Genomic DNA, 14,556 nt, shown 5'->3' with positions numbered 1-14,556 from the left:
CGTAAAACTCATTGACGACAGCGCAAAAATACGGCATTTTGCGCGCCCTTGCAGCCTTAGCTTTTGATTGCCCTCGTTGGTTGCTCTAGGGGGCAAAACTGACTAGAGTAGCTGCATCTTTTTATTTGAATTCTATTTTGAATTCTATTTTGACTAATAGCTCTGGCTTGAGGAGACTTTGCATGCGTAAGGTAACTGTGGCCGCCACCCAAATGATTGGTGGCTGGAATGTAGAAGAAAATATTGCCCGTGGTGAGCGCTTAGTCCGTGAAGCCGCTGAACAGGGCGCCCAGATCATCCTGCTGCAGGAACTGTTTGAGCGTAACTACTTCTGCCAGAAACAAAAGTATGAATATTTAGAGTTCGCGACTACTGTCGAAGACAACGCGGCTATCAAACATTTCAGCAAAATTGCCAAAGAGTTGAATGTGGTTTTACCTATCAGCTTTTATGAAAAAGCCGGCAATTGTTTTTACAACACTGTGGCTGTGATTGATGCCGACGGTAGCAACTTAGGCTTGTACCGCAAGAGCCATATTCCTGATGGCCCGGGTTACAGCGAAAAGTTCTATTTCACTCCAGGTGACACCGGCTTTAAAGTCTGGGATACAGCTTATGCCAAAATTGGTATAGGTATTTGCTGGGATCAGTGGTTCCCTGAATGTGCCCGCAGCATGGCACTGATGGGCGCAGAACTGCTGTTCTACCCAACAGCTATCGGCACTGAACCTCATGATGAAACAGTCAATTCACGTGAACACTGGCAACGTACTCAGCAAGGCCATGCAGCAGCTAACCTGGTGCCATTGATTGCGTCGAACCGTATTGGTCGTGAAACCGAAGACGATTACGCTATTACCTTCTACGGTAGCTCTTTTATTGCCAACGAGTTTGGTGCCAAAGTAGAAGAAGCCGACGAAGTCAGCGAAGCTGTGTTAGTTCACACTTTCGATTTAGACGAAACCGCAAAAAACCGTCGTAACTGGGGCGTATACCGTGACCGTCGTATCGACTTATACGGCGCCATCTTAACCAAAGACGGCAAAACCACACCTACTGAAGGTAACAATTAAGATGGCTGTTACCTTAAACAGTACGCCTCGTGCCGATGGTTTTTTTATGCCAGCCGAGTGGGCGACGCATAAACAAACCTGGATGGTATGGCCAGAGCGCACCGACAACTGGCGTTTAGGCGCCAAGCCAGCGCAACACGCCTTTTGTGCTGTCATTCGTGCTATTGCCCGTTTTGAGCCTGTGACTGTATTAGCTTCTGCTGCTCAGTTTGCCAATGCTCAGGCGCAGTTGAGCTTAGAACCAACCACTCACCCAATTCGTGTGGTTGAAACCTCAACAGATGACGCATGGTGCCGTGACACTGGCCCTACTTTTGTCACCAATGGCAAAGAAGTACGCGCTGTCGACTGGACCTTTAATGCCTGGGGCGGTTTAAACGGCGGTTTGTACTTCCCTTGGCACAGAGACGATCAGGTTGCGCAAAAGATTGCCAATATCGAAGGCACAACTAGTTACCGCACTGAAGGCTTTGTGCTGGAAGGTGGTGCTATTCATGTCGATGGCGAAGGTACATTGCTGACCACTGAAGAATGCTTGCTGAATAAAAACCGCAACCCGGATTTATCGCGCGAGCAAATCGAGCAGATGCTGTCAGACTATTTAAGCATTGATAAAGTCATTTGGTTGAAAGAAGGCATTTTTAACGACGAAACCGATGGTCACGTCGATAATATGTGCTGTTTTGTCGGCCCTGCCGAAGTCTTGCTGGCCTGGACTGACGATAAAAACGATCCTCAGTACGAACGCTCGCGCGCTGCTTTAGAAGTGCTGGAAAACAGCACTGACGCCAAAGGCCGTAAATTCACAGTCCACAAACTGCCTGTGCCTGCTCCTATGCTGGCCAAAGCAGACGAATATGCCACTGTGGATTTAACAGGTGCAGCTGTACCTCGTGAATCTGAAGCCCGTTTAGCCGGTTCTTACATCAACTTCTATTTATGCAATGGTGGTTTGGTGGTTCCGGTATTTGACGATGCGAACGATCAGGTTGCGATCGACATCTTAACTAAAATCTTTCCGAAGCATCAGGTGGTCACTGTACCTGGCCGGGAGATTTTATTAGGTGGCGGCAACGTGCATTGTATTACCCAACAACAGCCTGCCTGATTAACATCTATTCCCCAAACGGAGCCAAAGGCTCCGTTTTTTTTGCCTAAAAATCAGGCTCAAGTAACAAATTAGCACAAAAAACCTTAAAAATCAGTACAGTACGGTCTTGAAAAAAACATAAACAAATCACTAGAGTTTCAATTTATTAACATGTTAGGATGAAATGGCAATTGGTTGTAAATGTGCGCACATGACAACCAACAAGCTCATAACAAAAACTTGAAATCATGGAACAGAGAACAACACAATGTCTAAGCTAAAATATTCTGCTTTATCCGTTGCTGTGCTGGTTGCTCTTGCAGCCTGTGGCGGTAGTGATGGAAACAAAAACATTGCTCCACAAGCAACAAACGTCTCACTAACAAATATTGAAGTCAAAGAATGGGTTCCTGTATCGGGAGCATTTGCCGGAACTGATGCAAATCAGGATGCATTAAGCCTGACAGCTATCTCAGAAAACGGCAGCGCTATTACAGCAACTGGTGGTGTATACACCCTGAGTAAAGGCACTCTGGCAGTCACTGGTCTGAACTTTGTATTCACACCAACAGCACCTGGCGAGCAAGTGTTTTCCTACACTGTGTCCGACGGTAATGAATCTGCCACAGCAACAGTAACTATTGCAGGTGCCGGTACTGATCCATTGGCTTATCAACAGTGGCACTTAAAAAACACTGGTCAAAAAGCCTTTTCAATGAGTGACTCATTGTACGAGACTTACTTCACTTTGCTGACCGAAATTAGTGGCCTTTCAGAAGAAGACGCAACAGCTATCGTTGAATCGCGAAAAAACCCTGATGTATTGGTAGCTGGCGAAGATATGAACGTGACTGCTGCTTATGCTGCGGGCTCAACTGGTAGCAACACTGTTGCCGTTGTGGTTGACTCAGGCCTAGAAATTGCTCATGAAGATTTACAAGGCAATGTGATTCCAAACAGATCATTGAACTTTGTACCTGGTGCAGCAGATCCAACAAATCCAACCAGTAGCTCTGCTTTTGGTGATCATGGTACCAGCGTGGCAGGTTTAATTGCAGCAAAAGGCTGGAACGGCTTAGGTGGCCGTGGCGTAGCACCTGATGCCCAACTTATTGGTATGAACTACCTGGAAGAACAAAGTAATGTGGCTTTTGTATTAAGCCATGGTGCACCAGGCAGCGGTATTACAGCCACGGAACCTGTAGCCGTATTTAACCGTAGTTACGGTCTGACAGTACCTGCAGCTATTGCCTACTCAGAATTTGAAGAAGCCGTTCAGCAATTCAGTGCCACTGAATTACGTTCAGGCAAAGGCGCTGCCAACATGAAATCCAGTGGTAACAGCTTCCAGGATGGTAGTGTAAGCTTTGACAACGATTTATGTGCAGTAAACGGTGCCAACGATTTGGGTTTAACCTGTTACAACGGTAACTTTGAACCTTCGCAAGCTACTCCTTACTACTTCAGCATTGGTGCAGTGAATAGCGATGGTAAACATACCAGCTACTCAACAGCTGGCGCTAACCTGTTAGTATCTGCTCCGGCTGGTGAATACGGTACTTTTGAACCAGCTATGGTCACTACTGACCAAATGACCTGTTTACGTGGCTACAGTAGTTTTGCTTCAGCAGAAGATTATGATGGCTTCTATTTCCCCGGTTTCTTTGAAGGATTTTTCCCTTTCAACAACCCTGGACATCCAGAAAACGCCAGCTGTAACTACACCTCAACCTTCAACGGTACTTCATCTGCAGCTCCAAATGCTTCAGGTGTAGTAGCATTAATTGCTTCTGCAAACCCAGAACTGAGTTACCGTGATATTCGTCATATTCTGGTTTCAACCAGCACTATGGTTGATGCAGACAATGCCCCTGTATCACTAGAATTAGCCAATGGTGAATTTGTAGCTCACCAAGGCTGGGTAGAAAACGGTGCAGGCTTTAACTTCAATAATTTATACGGTTTTGGTCGGGTCAACGCTGGTGCAGCTGTTGCTATGGCTAAAAACTACACCGTAAACTTAGGTGAAGAAGTCAGTTCTGAGTGGGTAGGTGTAGGTTCTTATGCGGCTACCGAAACTCCAACGTCTCTGGCGTTATCTGTTCCGGATAACAGCGTTACTGGTGCGACTGTAACTCTTGAAGTGACTGACGAAATGGTCCTTGAAGGTGCTCAGCTGAAATTTTCTGTATCTAACCCTGGTATGGAGTTCGGTTTTGACACAGTAGATGGATATTTCCAGACCACTGCTGGTATTGACTTAGCGATCGAAGTGACATCTCCAACTGGTACAAAGAGCGTATTGTTATCCTCTAAACAGGCTTTAACTATCCCTGCTTTGACTGAAGATTTCTTCTTCCAGCCAGGTTATATACTAAATGATACAGTGTTCCTGACGAACGCTTTTTATGGTGAAAATGCTCAGGGCACCTGGACTATTAAAGTACTGGATGCTAACGGCTCTGATTATGCTTCTACGGGAGGTTACTTAGGTGTTGATGGTTACGTCAACAACGCAGATCTTTCAGTTGTTGAAGGTGTAGCTATTCGCGTATTTGGCCATTAATAGAGGAAGTACAGAGTTATGAAATACAAATTAACCTTAGTTGCTCTGGCCACTATCGGAACTATGGCTTCAGCTCAAGCTGCAGAAGTTTCACCAGAGTTAAAAAAACTGGTTCCGGCTAAGACAGAAGCAGTAAAAATCAGAAAAGTTGAAAATGCTGATTTTGGCGTCTACAAGTTGTTACCGGATTTAGCATTAGCACCTGCCAGTCTGGCAGCTGATAATACCAAAGGTACCTTGTCTGGTCGCACTGTAGTGCAACAGGCAGCAGTGAATACTGACGGTGTAGTGAAAACTGACGCTGTGGTAAGAAACCTGCTGACAGGTGAGCTTGGAGTTGTCACTGGTCGTTTGTCTATACTGGCAAATGATGCTGCTGCACTGCAACGTTTACAACAAGATTTCGGATTAAAACTGGTTAAAGCCGTAGGCAATAAAATTGCTATTGTGCAGGCACCTGCCGGCGCAAATTTGACAGAGCTTGTTAACTCAGTCCGTAAATCTGGCTTAGTAAAAGAAGCTCGTTTGGATGTAGTTGAAAAACTGTATAAACCAAACTAAATGATGCTTTAATTAAAAAACCCGCTTCTGGCGGGTTTTTTCTTGGGCCAAATTCATCGCGACTAAATGCAGATCTCTCTTTGCTCCAGCACTCTTACACGTTGTACAATGCTGTTTCGCTCTGAAGGAGAAACCTGCATGGCTAAAGCCTGTGCCTGCCATATTCTGGTAAAAACTGCTGCCGAAGCAGAAAAATTAAAACAACTGCTGGCCAAAGGCGCCAGTTTTCACGATTTGGCTAAAAAGCACTCTTTGTGCCCTTCTGGCAAAAAAGGTGGGGATTTAGGTGAGTTTAAACCTGGTCAGATGGTCAGAGCTTTTGATGAAGTGGTATTTAAAAAAGCCGTGCTGGAAGTGCATGGCCCAATCAAAACTCAGTTTGGTTATCATCTGATCAAAACCTTGTACAGAAGCTAAAGGGAGATCTGAATGGAGAGCCTGACGCGTTTTGTACACTGCAGTTATGATGAACATGCCGAAGCTATTCTGGCGATATTTAACCACGCTATTTTAAATACCACGGCTTTGTATGAGTACAAACCCCGCACTATGGCCACTATGCAGCAATGGTTTGCCAACAAAACTGCAGGCAATTTTCCGGTGTTGGGCTTGTTAAATGAGCAGGATCAACTGGTGGCTTTTGGCAGTTATGGCACATTTCGGGCTTTCCCTGCTTTTAAGTATTCAGTCGAGCATTCGGTTTATGTAGCGCCGAATCAGCAAGGCAAAGGTTATGGTGCTTTGATGTTACAGAAAATCATAGAGCAGGCACAGCTGGAGAATTATCATCTGTTGATTGGCGGAATAGATGCAGCCAACGACGCCAGTATCGCCTTGCATAAAAAATATGGTTTTACCCACAGCGGCACTATCACTCAGGCTGGCTTTAAGTTTGGTCGTTGGTTAGATTTGGCATTTTACCAACTGACGCTGAATACGCCGTTTAACCCCAAAGACGACACATAGTCACTAAGTAAAAAGGCAGCTTGCGCTGCCTTTAAATTTTGATGTTTTCTTTGCTACTTTTTACCCATAGCCTGCGAACGTAACTTGGCTTTTTCTTTGGCCAGCTGTTTATTACGGCTTGCCACTTTTTGTACCCGTTCTTCTTCAGCATCGGCTTTTTTGCTGCTGTGATTCATTTTCGGATCGTGTTCATAGCCAGGAACAACCTGCTGTGTGATCACTTGTTTCGTCAGTTTTTCAATGGCTTGCAGCATGACCAGATCATCTGGCGTAATTAAACTTATCGCCATACCTGAATTACCAGCCCGGCCTGTACGACCGATACGGTGTACATAATCTTCAGCCACCTGAGGCAGGTCGTAGTTCACTACTATAGGCAGCTCTTCGATATCCAGACCGCGGGCCGCTATATCAGTAGCCACTAACACACTTAATCTATTGTTTTTAAAATCATCCAGCGCTTTAGTGCGGGCACCCTGACTTTTATCACCATGAATAGCACCAGCTTCAATACCATCCAACCTTAACTGTTTAGCCAGACGGTCTGCACCATGTTTAGTACGGCTAAAAATCAACACCTGTTTCCATTGGCGTGAACCAATCAGGTAAGACAACATCTCACGTTTGCGCTGCGAGTCCACTCTATAAGCCAGTTGCTCAACTTTATCTGCAGTGCTGTTTGGTTTAGCCACTTCAATCAGTACAGGGGACTTTAATAAAGTATCTGCCAGCTCTTTGATTTCCTTAGCAAAAGTAGCTGAGAAAAACAGCGTCTGCCGCTCTTTGGGTAATTTCGCCATAATACGTTTGATGTCGTGAATAAAACCCATATCCAGCATACGGTCGGCTTCATCCAGTACCAGAATTTGTAGCTCTGACAAACTGACAGTACCCTGATGTAAATGATCCAATAAACGGCCCGGTGTCGCGACCAGAATATCTAAACCGCGGCTGGCTTGGTCGTATTGTGGGTTTATCGACACACCACCATAAAATACTGCGTATTTCAGCGGTAAATCTGCACCATACGCTTTGACACTGTCAGCCACTTGTTGCGCCAGTTCACGTGTAGGCGTCAGCACTAAACAGCGCACCTGCAGGTTATTGACTTTGCTGGTGTTTTTACTCAGAAGTTGCAGTACTGGCAAGGTAAAAGCAGCGGTTTTTCCTGTGCCTGTCTGGGCACCTGCTAACACATCTTTGCCTTCTAAGATCACAGGTATGGTTTGCTGCTGAATAGGGGTTGGCGTGTGGTAACCCTGGGCGGTCACAGCAGAAAGAATACGGGGATCTAAACCAAGCGTGGCAAATGACATGCAATTTCCTTTAAAGTAGCGACTTTCAAACCGTTAAATCGTCGCTAGTGTAGCAGAAGGGACACAACAAGGCATGACCGCAGTATCAACTCCATGGTTTGTTTATATGGTGCGCACTGCAACAGGCGCTTTATATACTGGTATCAGCACAGATCCAACACGACGTTTGCGCCAGCATAGTGGTGAATTAACAGGAGGCGCTAAGGCGCTCAAAGGCAAAGGCCCACTGCAGTTAGCCTTCACTTACGGTATGCCCTGCCGCTCTTCTGCCAGTAAACTGGAATATCAGCTAAAACAATGGCCAAAAAAGGATAAAGAGTTGTTACTCAGGCAAGAGGCTAAACAACTGAACCTGCTGGAGCAGCTATCAGGCGAAAGTCGCATAGGCACAAAACCCGCTTCAGATTACACTTTGCTCAGTGCAAAGGAGTAATGATGGAAAGTTTTGCTTTAGTTCTGGTGTATTTGGTGATCGGCTCTTTGCTGCGCAGACTGCCGCAGTTTCCTCAGGAAACAGGCATAGTGCTGAATCAGTATGTGCTTTTTGTTGCACTGCCCGCTTTAGTACTGCAAAAAATTCCACTGTTAGAATTCTCCAATCAACTCTGGTTGCCAGCTATTACACCTTGGGTGTTGCTGGTGGTAGTGGCTGGATTAATTATTCTCGCCGGTAAAATCTGGCACTGGGAAAAAACTACAGTAGGCGCTTTGCTGGTGGTTTTACCTTTAGGCAATACCTCCTTTTTGGGTTTTCCTATGGTCGAAGCCTTTTTTGGCGACCAGGCATTACCTTATGCCATGATTTACGATCAGGCTGGCTCCTTTTTAGCTCTGGCAACTTACTCCACCATTTTAGCTGCCTGGTATAACCCCAATGCAGCCACCCCAACTGCGGGTCAAATTATTAAACGTGTACTGACCTTCCCTTCTTTTGTTGCACTGATCCTGGCGTTATGTCTGAAGTCAGTGACTTACCCGGCGTTTTTTAGTCTGGTACTGGACAGTCTGGCCGCTACTTTAGTCCCAGTTATTATGATTGCCGTAGGTTTTCAGTTCAGGTTACAGCTGGACAATAAAGAAGCCAAACCTCTGATCTTTGCCTTAGGAATAAAGCTGCTGTTCATGCCGTTACTGGCTTTAGGATTTTTAAGTTTATTCCACCCCGATCCGTTACTGCTGCAGGTTGTAGTATTTGAAGCAGCCATGCCGCCTATGGTGTCTGCCGGCGCTATAGCTATTGGTGCGGGGCTGGCACTACGTTTAGTACCAGCTTTGGTCGGCCTGGGGTTACTGCTGAGTTTTATCAGTCTTCCGCTTTGGTATTTGCTGCTGCAGCTTTACGTTTAACCAAATGTTGATGGCCTTTCCTATGGCTCTGATGATAATAATGAGCCACCAACACCATCAACACAGAACCTGTCAGCACAGGATTGAATAAAAACCACCAGTCCGGCGCCGTTAACATAATAAGTAAGGTAGTAGCGCCTGCTGGTGGATGAGTAATTTTCCATAGCACCATCAGACCTATAGATAACCCCACTGCAACAGACAAACTCCATACGGTTAAACCAAAAACATGAACAAAAGTCAGGCCAATCAGTGCAGCCAGAAAATGCCCTGCTATCACATTTTTTGCTTTACCAAGCGGACTATCCGGCAAGGCAAATAAAATCACTGCTGTGGCACCAAAAGGAGCAACCAGCCATAACTGCTGCCATTGCTGCAATAAAGCTAACAGCGCCATGACCAAAGCTGCACCACAACCAGCCAGCAAAGCTTGCACCCAGATTTTATGTTCAGTCACAGTATCACCTCACAAAGTAGACCAGTCTGTCTACCAACGAATTGCATTGTAGACAGACTGGTCTACCTGTGTCAAGCTAAGTATCAACTATGCTGAGGGCTTTTATGGAACAGGATAAAAAACAGCAGCTTGTAGAAACAGCCTTAACGTTGTTTTACCGCCATGGTGTGCATGCTGTAGGTATTAATCAGATTTTAGAACAGTCTGCTATTGCCAAAAAAACGCTGTATCACCATTTTGTCAGCAAAGATGAGCTGTTGATGGCCACATTGGAGCTTCGGCATCAGCGCTTTTATCAGTGGCTGGAACAGCAACTGTCCAGCGCCGATCCGATGAGTCCGGTAGAAAAGTTGTTTGATGCATTAACGCTATGGTTTGAAGGCAAGGCACAAGTCTTAGGGCCTTTTTTTGGTTGTTACTTTCAAAACTGTGCAGCCGAATACCATGGACCAGACAGTGCTGTATTGCAGCTCTGTGCTCAGCATAAACTCAAGGTGAAACACTTAGTGAACACTCACCTTCAGAGTTATCACCTGCCAGAAGAAGCACAGTCTTTATTGCTTGATGGCTTGATGATACTTAAAGAAGGCGCCATCAGCATGGCTTTAGTGCATGCGGATGCCACCGTGGCTCAGCATGCTAAAAAACAAGCACTGCTACTGGTCCGTGCTTTAAGCTAATCCGGCTCTGCAGCAGGCTCTGTCGGAGGCTTTTTCTTCAGCCGTCCAGCCTGAATTAATGCTTCGCGTAATACATATTCAATCTGGCCATTCGCACTGCGAAACTCATCATCAGCCCAGTGCTGCAAAGCCTGCAGCACTGTTTCATCAATACGTAACGCAAAAGCTTTTTTCGACACTGCTGTCTCCGCTTAATACAAAGTGCCGGTATTGATCACAGGTTGTACCTGATGATCACCACAAAGCACCACTAACAAATTGCTGACCATGGCGGCTTTACGTTCTTCATCCAGCTGCACCATGTTTTTTTCCGACAAACGGGCTAAAGCTAATTCCACCATACCCACTGCACCTTCAACCAATTGCTGACGCGCCATCACTACAGCTCTTGCCTGTTGACGTTGCAACATAGCACTGGCAATTTCCGGCGCGTACGCCAAATGACTGATACGGGCTTCCAGCACTTCAACACCAGCTTTGTCCAGACGAGCCTGGATTTCAGCTTTGAGTAAATCTGTCACTTCAGGACCATTGCTGCGCAGGCTGATATCTATATCTTCCACCGCCTCATAGGGATAACTCGAAGCCAAAAAGCGCAAAGCCGCTTCACTTTGGATGCTGACAAAGTTCTCATAATCTTCCACTTCAAACACGGCTTCAGCACTGTCTACCACTTTCCATACCACAACGGCGGCGATTTCTACCGGATTACCGCTGTGATCATTCACTTTGAGTTTGCCGCTTTCAAAGTTGCGCACCCGCAACGATACTTTTTGTTTGCTGTAAAAAGGGTTAGCCCAACGTAAGCCCGTTTGTAAGTCTGAACCGACGTAACGGCCAAACAGCTGCAGCACAGCGCATTGGTTTGGCTGCACCATATAGAAACCGAAAAAGCCAATCCCCACTAAAATCAGTGCCAATATGGCAACCAATTTCAGAGGACCGCCTAAAACCAGCAGGCCAAAACCGGATAAAACAAAGACTGCAGGAAGTACAGCTAACATCATCAAACCACTGCGGCTTGTTGCCAGATACTCTTTCATCACGACCTCTTAATTTGATATCAATTTAATATCAAATTAGCTTCATTTAAAAAAAGTGCAAGTAAATAAGTACAAAAAGCATGCAATTGACTGTAAAAAGCCATCCGTTGATTGACACAAGCTCATTTGATAAATATGATAAATTTAATCAAATCAGAAAAATCATTATGTCAGAGCAACATCAACTTCTTTCTACCCGACAAGCGGCCACTCTTTTAGGTGTTTCAGTACGAACTATCCAGCTGTGGGTTGAACAAGGCTTATTAAGTGCCTGGAAAACACCAGGTGGACACCGACGTATAGTGCAGGAATCTTTACTGAGTTTGTTGCATAAAAGGCAAAAATCGCAACCTCTGACGCATCTGTTATGCGTTGACCTGGATGCAGATTTTTTCAAATTACTACAGGTGTTATGTCAGCAGTGGCATTTCCCGGTTGAATTACAGTATGCCCGTAACGCTGTGGATGCATTGTTGATGATGGGCGAGCGTAAACCAGAACTGGTGTTGATGACGGCTGACCAGCAAGGTATAGATCTGCCGATGCTGCAGCAGGAACTGACACAACATCAGGTAAAACTGGCATTGTTATCGGCCGAAGATCCTCAGCAAAAACTGACGATGGATATCATTTGGCTGCGCCAGCCTTTTGAGCCTTTGCAATTTAAGACTGAATTACAAAAACTGCTTTTCGCCCGTTTACAACAAGCCAGCTGACAGCAAACTCTATAAAAAAACCGGCATCAAAGCCGGTCTTTTTATAGTAAATCAGCAGTTAAACCAGACTGACTTTGGCAAATTTACGTTTACCCACCTGGAAGATATGACAACTGCCTTTGGCAAATTCCATCTTGCTGTCTTCCACTTTAGTTTCACCGTCCAGCTTCACCGCACCTTGCTTAATCATACGCAAAGCTTCTGAGGTACTTTCAACCAGACCAGCTTCTTTTAACAAGTTGGCAATCTGAATACTGTCCGCAGTTAAAGTTAAGGTCAGTTCAGGGATATCGTCCGGCAACGCATTTTTCTGAAAACGCTGGATAAAATCCTGTTCTGCCGCAACAGCTGCCGCCTCGTCATGGAAACGGGCAATAATTTCCTTTGCCAGTTCAATTTTAATATCACGTGGGTTACGGCCATCAGCTGCTTGTTGCTTCAGTGCTGCAATATCAGCAATAGGACGGAAACTCAGCAAATCATAGTAACGCCACATCAGCTCGTCACTGATGGACATCACTTTGCCAAACATCTCGCCCGGCGTGTCTGTGATACCAATATAGTTGCCCAAGGACTTGGACATCTTCTGCACACCGTCCAGACCTTCGAGCAATGGCACCATAATAATGGTTTGTGGGCGCTGACCTTCGTCTTTTTGCAGTTCACGTCCCATCAGCAGGTTAAAGCGCTGATCGGTGCCGCCCATTTCGATGTCGGCTTCTAAAGCAACGGAGTCCCAGCCTTGCACCAGCGGGTATAAAAACTCGTGTATCGCAATAGACTGGTTATTGGCATAACGCTTTTTAAAGTCATCACGCTCCAGCATACGGGCCACAGTCTGACGTGCTGCCAGTTTGATCATGCCAGCCGCGCCTAACTTTTCCATCCATTCGGAGTTAAAAGCCACACGGGTTTTTGCAGGCTCAAGAATTTTAAACACCTGCTCTTTATACGTCTGTGCGTTGGCCAACACGTCGTCCCGGGTCAAAGGTTTACGCGTTACGTTTTTACCTGTCGGATCGCCAATCATGCCGGTGAAGTCGCCAATAAGGAAAATGACATCATGGCCCAACTGTTGAAAGGTACGTAATTTGTTGATGAGAACCGTGTGACCTAAATGCAAATCTGGTGCAGTTGGATCAAAACCTGCTTTGATTTTTAAAGGTTTTCCTTCCTTTAACTTGGCAATCAGCTCTTCTTCTAACAAAATCTCTTCGCAGCCGCGTTTTATCTCAGCCAGCGCCTGCTCCCAGTGAGCCATGGTCTACTCCTAAATCTCTTTGTATTTCGCAAAATTCCAAGCCTGCATTCTACTGAAACATTTCTTTAGATCAAACCAACAAAAGTGTGGCATCACACAAAAAATCGTTATATGCTCGTTTTTTTATTGGTTTGTCTGATAATAATAAGAGATGCGCTTTCTATGATTTCTTCTTTGCCTATCAAACATCGGTTATTAATCGGCGCTCTAAGCGGCATTGTTGCCGTTATGCTGTTGATCCCGTCAGAACAAGCTTCAGCCTCCAGAACTACAGATACATCTGAGTTGGAAGTTGGAAAAAGATACAGTATTGATATCCCTTTGGTGGAAGAGAAAATTGCAGCCGAACAGCTTGCAACCTTGCCACACGAAGATAACTCACTGGAGTGGGTGACTGTTGACGTGAAAAAAGGCGACATTCTGTCGGCTATTTTCCGCAAAGCTAAATTAGATCAAGCCGCAATGCAGGAAGTGTTAGAACTGGGTAAACCAGTAAAAACCTTAACCCGCATTTTTCCCGGCGAGCAAATTGAGTTTGGTTTAGATAACCAGGGCAAGCTGCAGGAAATCCGTTATCCAATCAACAACCTGAAAACCTTACGTGTTCAGCGTACTGCCAATGGCAAGTTTGCGGCCGAAGAGTTATTAAAGGAAGTTGAAACCCGTACTGAAGTCGTCAGTGGTGTGGTTAACGGTTCGTTCTGGAACGCAGGTCTGGAAGCAGGTTTAACCGAAGCTCAGATGCTGACACTGGCAAACAACATTTTCAGCTACGACATCGACTTTGGTTTAGATATCAAAGCAGGTGACAGTTTCAGCGTTATTTTTGAAACCCGTTATGCCGATGGTCAATTTGTTGGTAACGGTAATATTCTCGCTGCACAGTTTAAAAACGAAGGTCAGACTTATCAGGCAGTTCGTCACAAGGACGGCGCCTTTTACAAGCCGGACGGTAAGGGCACCAAACAAGCCTTCTTACGAGCCCCGGTCAGCTTCCAGTATGTCAGCTCCAATTTTAACCCTCGCCGTTTACACCCAGTGTTAAAGAAAGTAAAACCTCATAATGGTGTCGACTATGTTGCTGCAGTAGGTACTCCTATTATGGCGGCTGGTGATGGTAAAGTCATTGCATCAACCCGTAACGGCGTGAATGGTAACTATGTGTTTATTAAGCATAAAAACAACATAGTAACTAAATACCTGCACTTATCCAAACGTGATGTGAAGCAAGGTGAAAACGTGAAACAAGGTCAGGTGATAGGCCGTTTAGGTTCTACAGGCCGTGTCACTGGAGCTCACTTGCACTATGAATTTGTGGTTGGTGGTGTGCACCGTAACCCACGTACTGTGAAATTACCTCAGGCAGATGCGCTGTCTACCAGTGAACGTATTGCTTTTGTAAATGAAGCAAAACAGCTGATTGCACAAATGCAGAACCACGAGCGGATCACAGTAGCCGCTGCTGAGTAATGTCCAGCTT

16 protein-coding genes are annotated in these 14,556 nt (G+C 45.6%); 11 read left to right on the top strand and 5 right to left on the bottom strand.

Annotated elements, in window-relative coordinates; genetic code table 11:
* The first annotated feature begins 182 nt into the window (after positions 1-182).
* From aguB to OM978_RS04930, 6 genes are all read left to right on the top strand, one after another.
* Entirely contained in the window at positions 183-1,073 is an 891-nt protein-coding gene (gene aguB / locus OM978_RS04955) for an N-carbamoylputrescine amidase (RefSeq protein ID WP_264345787.1), read from the top strand.
* 1 nt (position 1,074) lies between these two features.
* Complete coding sequence (gene aguA, locus OM978_RS04950; RefSeq protein WP_264345786.1) at positions 1,075-2,181, top strand: agmatine deiminase; 1,107 nt, start codon at positions 1,075-1,077, stop codon at positions 2,179-2,181.
* A 250-nt stretch (positions 2,182-2,431) separates the two neighbouring features.
* Positions 2,432-4,729, top strand: a complete 2,298-nt coding sequence (locus OM978_RS04945) for a S8 family serine peptidase (RefSeq protein ID WP_264345785.1) — start codon at positions 2,432-2,434, stop codon at positions 4,727-4,729.
* Positions 4,730-4,747: 18 nt separating this feature from the next.
* Positions 4,748-5,290, top strand: a complete 543-nt coding sequence (locus OM978_RS04940) for a hypothetical protein (protein WP_264345784.1) — start codon at positions 4,748-4,750, stop codon at positions 5,288-5,290.
* A 138-nt stretch (positions 5,291-5,428) separates the two neighbouring features.
* Entirely contained in the window at positions 5,429-5,707 is a 279-nt protein-coding gene (locus tag OM978_RS04935) for a peptidylprolyl isomerase (protein ID WP_008897478.1), read from the top strand.
* A gap of 12 nt (positions 5,708-5,719) precedes the next feature.
* Entirely contained in the window at positions 5,720-6,256 is a 537-nt protein-coding gene (locus OM978_RS04930; RefSeq protein WP_264345783.1) for a GNAT family N-acetyltransferase, read from the top strand.
* Between the two features lie 53 nt (positions 6,257-6,309).
* Here OM978_RS04930 and OM978_RS04925 read toward each other — a convergent pair whose 3' ends face one another.
* Positions 6,310-7,572, bottom strand: a complete 1,263-nt coding sequence (locus OM978_RS04925; protein ID WP_264345782.1) for a DEAD/DEAH box helicase — start codon at positions 7,570-7,572, stop codon at positions 6,310-6,312.
* A gap of 73 nt (positions 7,573-7,645) precedes the next feature.
* On the opposite strand from OM978_RS04925, the gene OM978_RS04920 reads away from it, so the two are divergent.
* Together OM978_RS04920 and OM978_RS04915 are read left to right on the top strand one after the other, a co-directional pair.
* On the top strand, positions 7,646-8,005 hold the full coding sequence (locus OM978_RS04920) for a GIY-YIG nuclease family protein (RefSeq protein WP_264345781.1): 360 nt from the start codon (positions 7,646-7,648) through the stop codon (positions 8,003-8,005).
* Positions 8,005-8,919 carry an AEC family transporter gene (locus OM978_RS04915; RefSeq protein ID WP_264345780.1) on the top strand — a complete coding sequence of 305 codons (915 nt, stop codon included), beginning with the start codon at positions 8,005-8,007 and terminating at the stop codon, positions 8,917-8,919. Before OM978_RS04920 ends, OM978_RS04915 begins: the two co-directional genes overlap by 1 nt.
* On the opposite strand, the gene OM978_RS04910 is transcribed toward OM978_RS04915, so the two are convergent.
* On the bottom strand, positions 8,876-9,376 hold the full coding sequence (locus OM978_RS04910; RefSeq protein ID WP_264345779.1) for an HPP family protein: 501 nt from the start codon (positions 9,374-9,376) through the stop codon (positions 8,876-8,878). The genes OM978_RS04915 and OM978_RS04910 overlap by 44 nt on opposite strands.
* Before the next feature lie 104 nt (positions 9,377-9,480).
* On the opposite strand from OM978_RS04910, the gene OM978_RS04905 reads away from it, so the two are divergent.
* Positions 9,481-10,056, top strand: coding sequence for a TetR/AcrR family transcriptional regulator (locus tag OM978_RS04905; RefSeq protein ID WP_264345778.1), 576 nt, complete (start codon positions 9,481-9,483; stop codon positions 10,054-10,056).
* Here OM978_RS04905 and OM978_RS04900 read toward each other — a convergent pair.
* Entirely contained in the window at positions 10,053-10,235 is a 183-nt protein-coding gene (locus tag OM978_RS04900) for an Arc family DNA binding domain-containing protein (RefSeq protein WP_264345777.1), read from the bottom strand. The two genes, OM978_RS04905 and OM978_RS04900, sit on opposite strands and share 4 nt — an antisense overlap.
* A gap of 12 nt (positions 10,236-10,247) precedes the next feature.
* Positions 10,248-11,099: an SPFH domain-containing protein gene (locus tag OM978_RS04895; RefSeq protein WP_233010480.1), complete on the bottom strand. Its 852-nt coding sequence runs from the start codon at positions 11,097-11,099 to the stop codon at positions 10,248-10,250.
* 167 nt (positions 11,100-11,266) lie between these two features.
* Here OM978_RS04895 and OM978_RS04890 point away from each other — a divergent pair, with 167 nt between their 5' ends.
* Positions 11,267-11,815, top strand: coding sequence for an excisionase family DNA-binding protein (locus tag OM978_RS04890; RefSeq protein WP_264345776.1), 549 nt, complete (start codon positions 11,267-11,269; stop codon positions 11,813-11,815).
* A gap of 58 nt (positions 11,816-11,873) precedes the next feature.
* Here the strand turns inward: OM978_RS04890 and tyrS are convergent, their stop codons facing one another.
* Complete coding sequence (tyrS, locus tag OM978_RS04885; RefSeq protein ID WP_264345775.1) at positions 11,874-13,076, bottom strand: tyrosine--tRNA ligase; 1,203 nt, start codon at positions 13,074-13,076, stop codon at positions 11,874-11,876.
* Between the two features lie 162 nt (positions 13,077-13,238).
* On the opposite strand from tyrS, the gene OM978_RS04880 reads away from it, so the two are divergent.
* The gene (locus tag OM978_RS04880) at positions 13,239-14,546 is read left to right on the top strand and encodes a peptidoglycan DD-metalloendopeptidase family protein (protein ID WP_264345774.1); all 1,308 of its coding nucleotides are present in this window, start codon (positions 13,239-13,241) and stop codon (positions 14,544-14,546) included.
* Positions 14,547-14,556: the final 10 nt, after the last annotated feature.

The sequence above is a fragment of the Rheinheimera sp. MM224 genome (genome assembly GCF_947090785.1).
In the GTDB taxonomy this organism is placed as follows: domain Bacteria; phylum Pseudomonadota; class Gammaproteobacteria; order Enterobacterales; family Alteromonadaceae; genus Pararheinheimera.
Note: the sequence above shows the minus strand (reverse complement) of the source record. Positions and strands in the feature narration are given on the sequence as shown.

Coding starts and splice junctions, on each gene's coding strand:
- aguA (WP_264345786.1), top strand. CDS start 1,075: ATGGCTGTTACCTTAAACAGTACGCCTCGTGCCGATGGTTTTTTTATG.
- OM978_RS04915 (WP_264345780.1), top strand. CDS start 8,005: ATGATGGAAAGTTTTGCTTTAGTTCTGGTGTATTTGGTGATCGGCTCT.
- OM978_RS04895 (WP_233010480.1), bottom strand. CDS start 11,099: ATGAAAGAGTATCTGGCAACAAGCCGCAGTGGTTTGATGATGTTAGCT.
- aguB (WP_264345787.1), top strand. CDS start 183: ATGCGTAAGGTAACTGTGGCCGCCACCCAAATGATTGGTGGCTGGAAT.
- OM978_RS04935 (WP_008897478.1), top strand. CDS start 5,429: ATGGCTAAAGCCTGTGCCTGCCATATTCTGGTAAAAACTGCTGCCGAA.
- OM978_RS04925 (WP_264345782.1), bottom strand. CDS start 7,572: ATGTCATTTGCCACGCTTGGTTTAGATCCCCGTATTCTTTCTGCTGTG.
- OM978_RS04930 (WP_264345783.1), top strand. CDS start 5,720: ATGGAGAGCCTGACGCGTTTTGTACACTGCAGTTATGATGAACATGCC.
- OM978_RS04905 (WP_264345778.1), top strand. CDS start 9,481: ATGGAACAGGATAAAAAACAGCAGCTTGTAGAAACAGCCTTAACGTTG.
- tyrS (WP_264345775.1), bottom strand. CDS start 13,076: ATGGCTCACTGGGAGCAGGCGCTGGCTGAGATAAAACGCGGCTGCGAA.
- OM978_RS04945 (WP_264345785.1), top strand. CDS start 2,432: ATGTCTAAGCTAAAATATTCTGCTTTATCCGTTGCTGTGCTGGTTGCT.
- OM978_RS04880 (WP_264345774.1), top strand. CDS start 13,239: ATGATTTCTTCTTTGCCTATCAAACATCGGTTATTAATCGGCGCTCTA.
- OM978_RS04920 (WP_264345781.1), top strand. CDS start 7,646: ATGACCGCAGTATCAACTCCATGGTTTGTTTATATGGTGCGCACTGCA.
- OM978_RS04940 (WP_264345784.1), top strand. CDS start 4,748: ATGAAATACAAATTAACCTTAGTTGCTCTGGCCACTATCGGAACTATG.
- OM978_RS04890 (WP_264345776.1), top strand. CDS start 11,267: ATGTCAGAGCAACATCAACTTCTTTCTACCCGACAAGCGGCCACTCTT.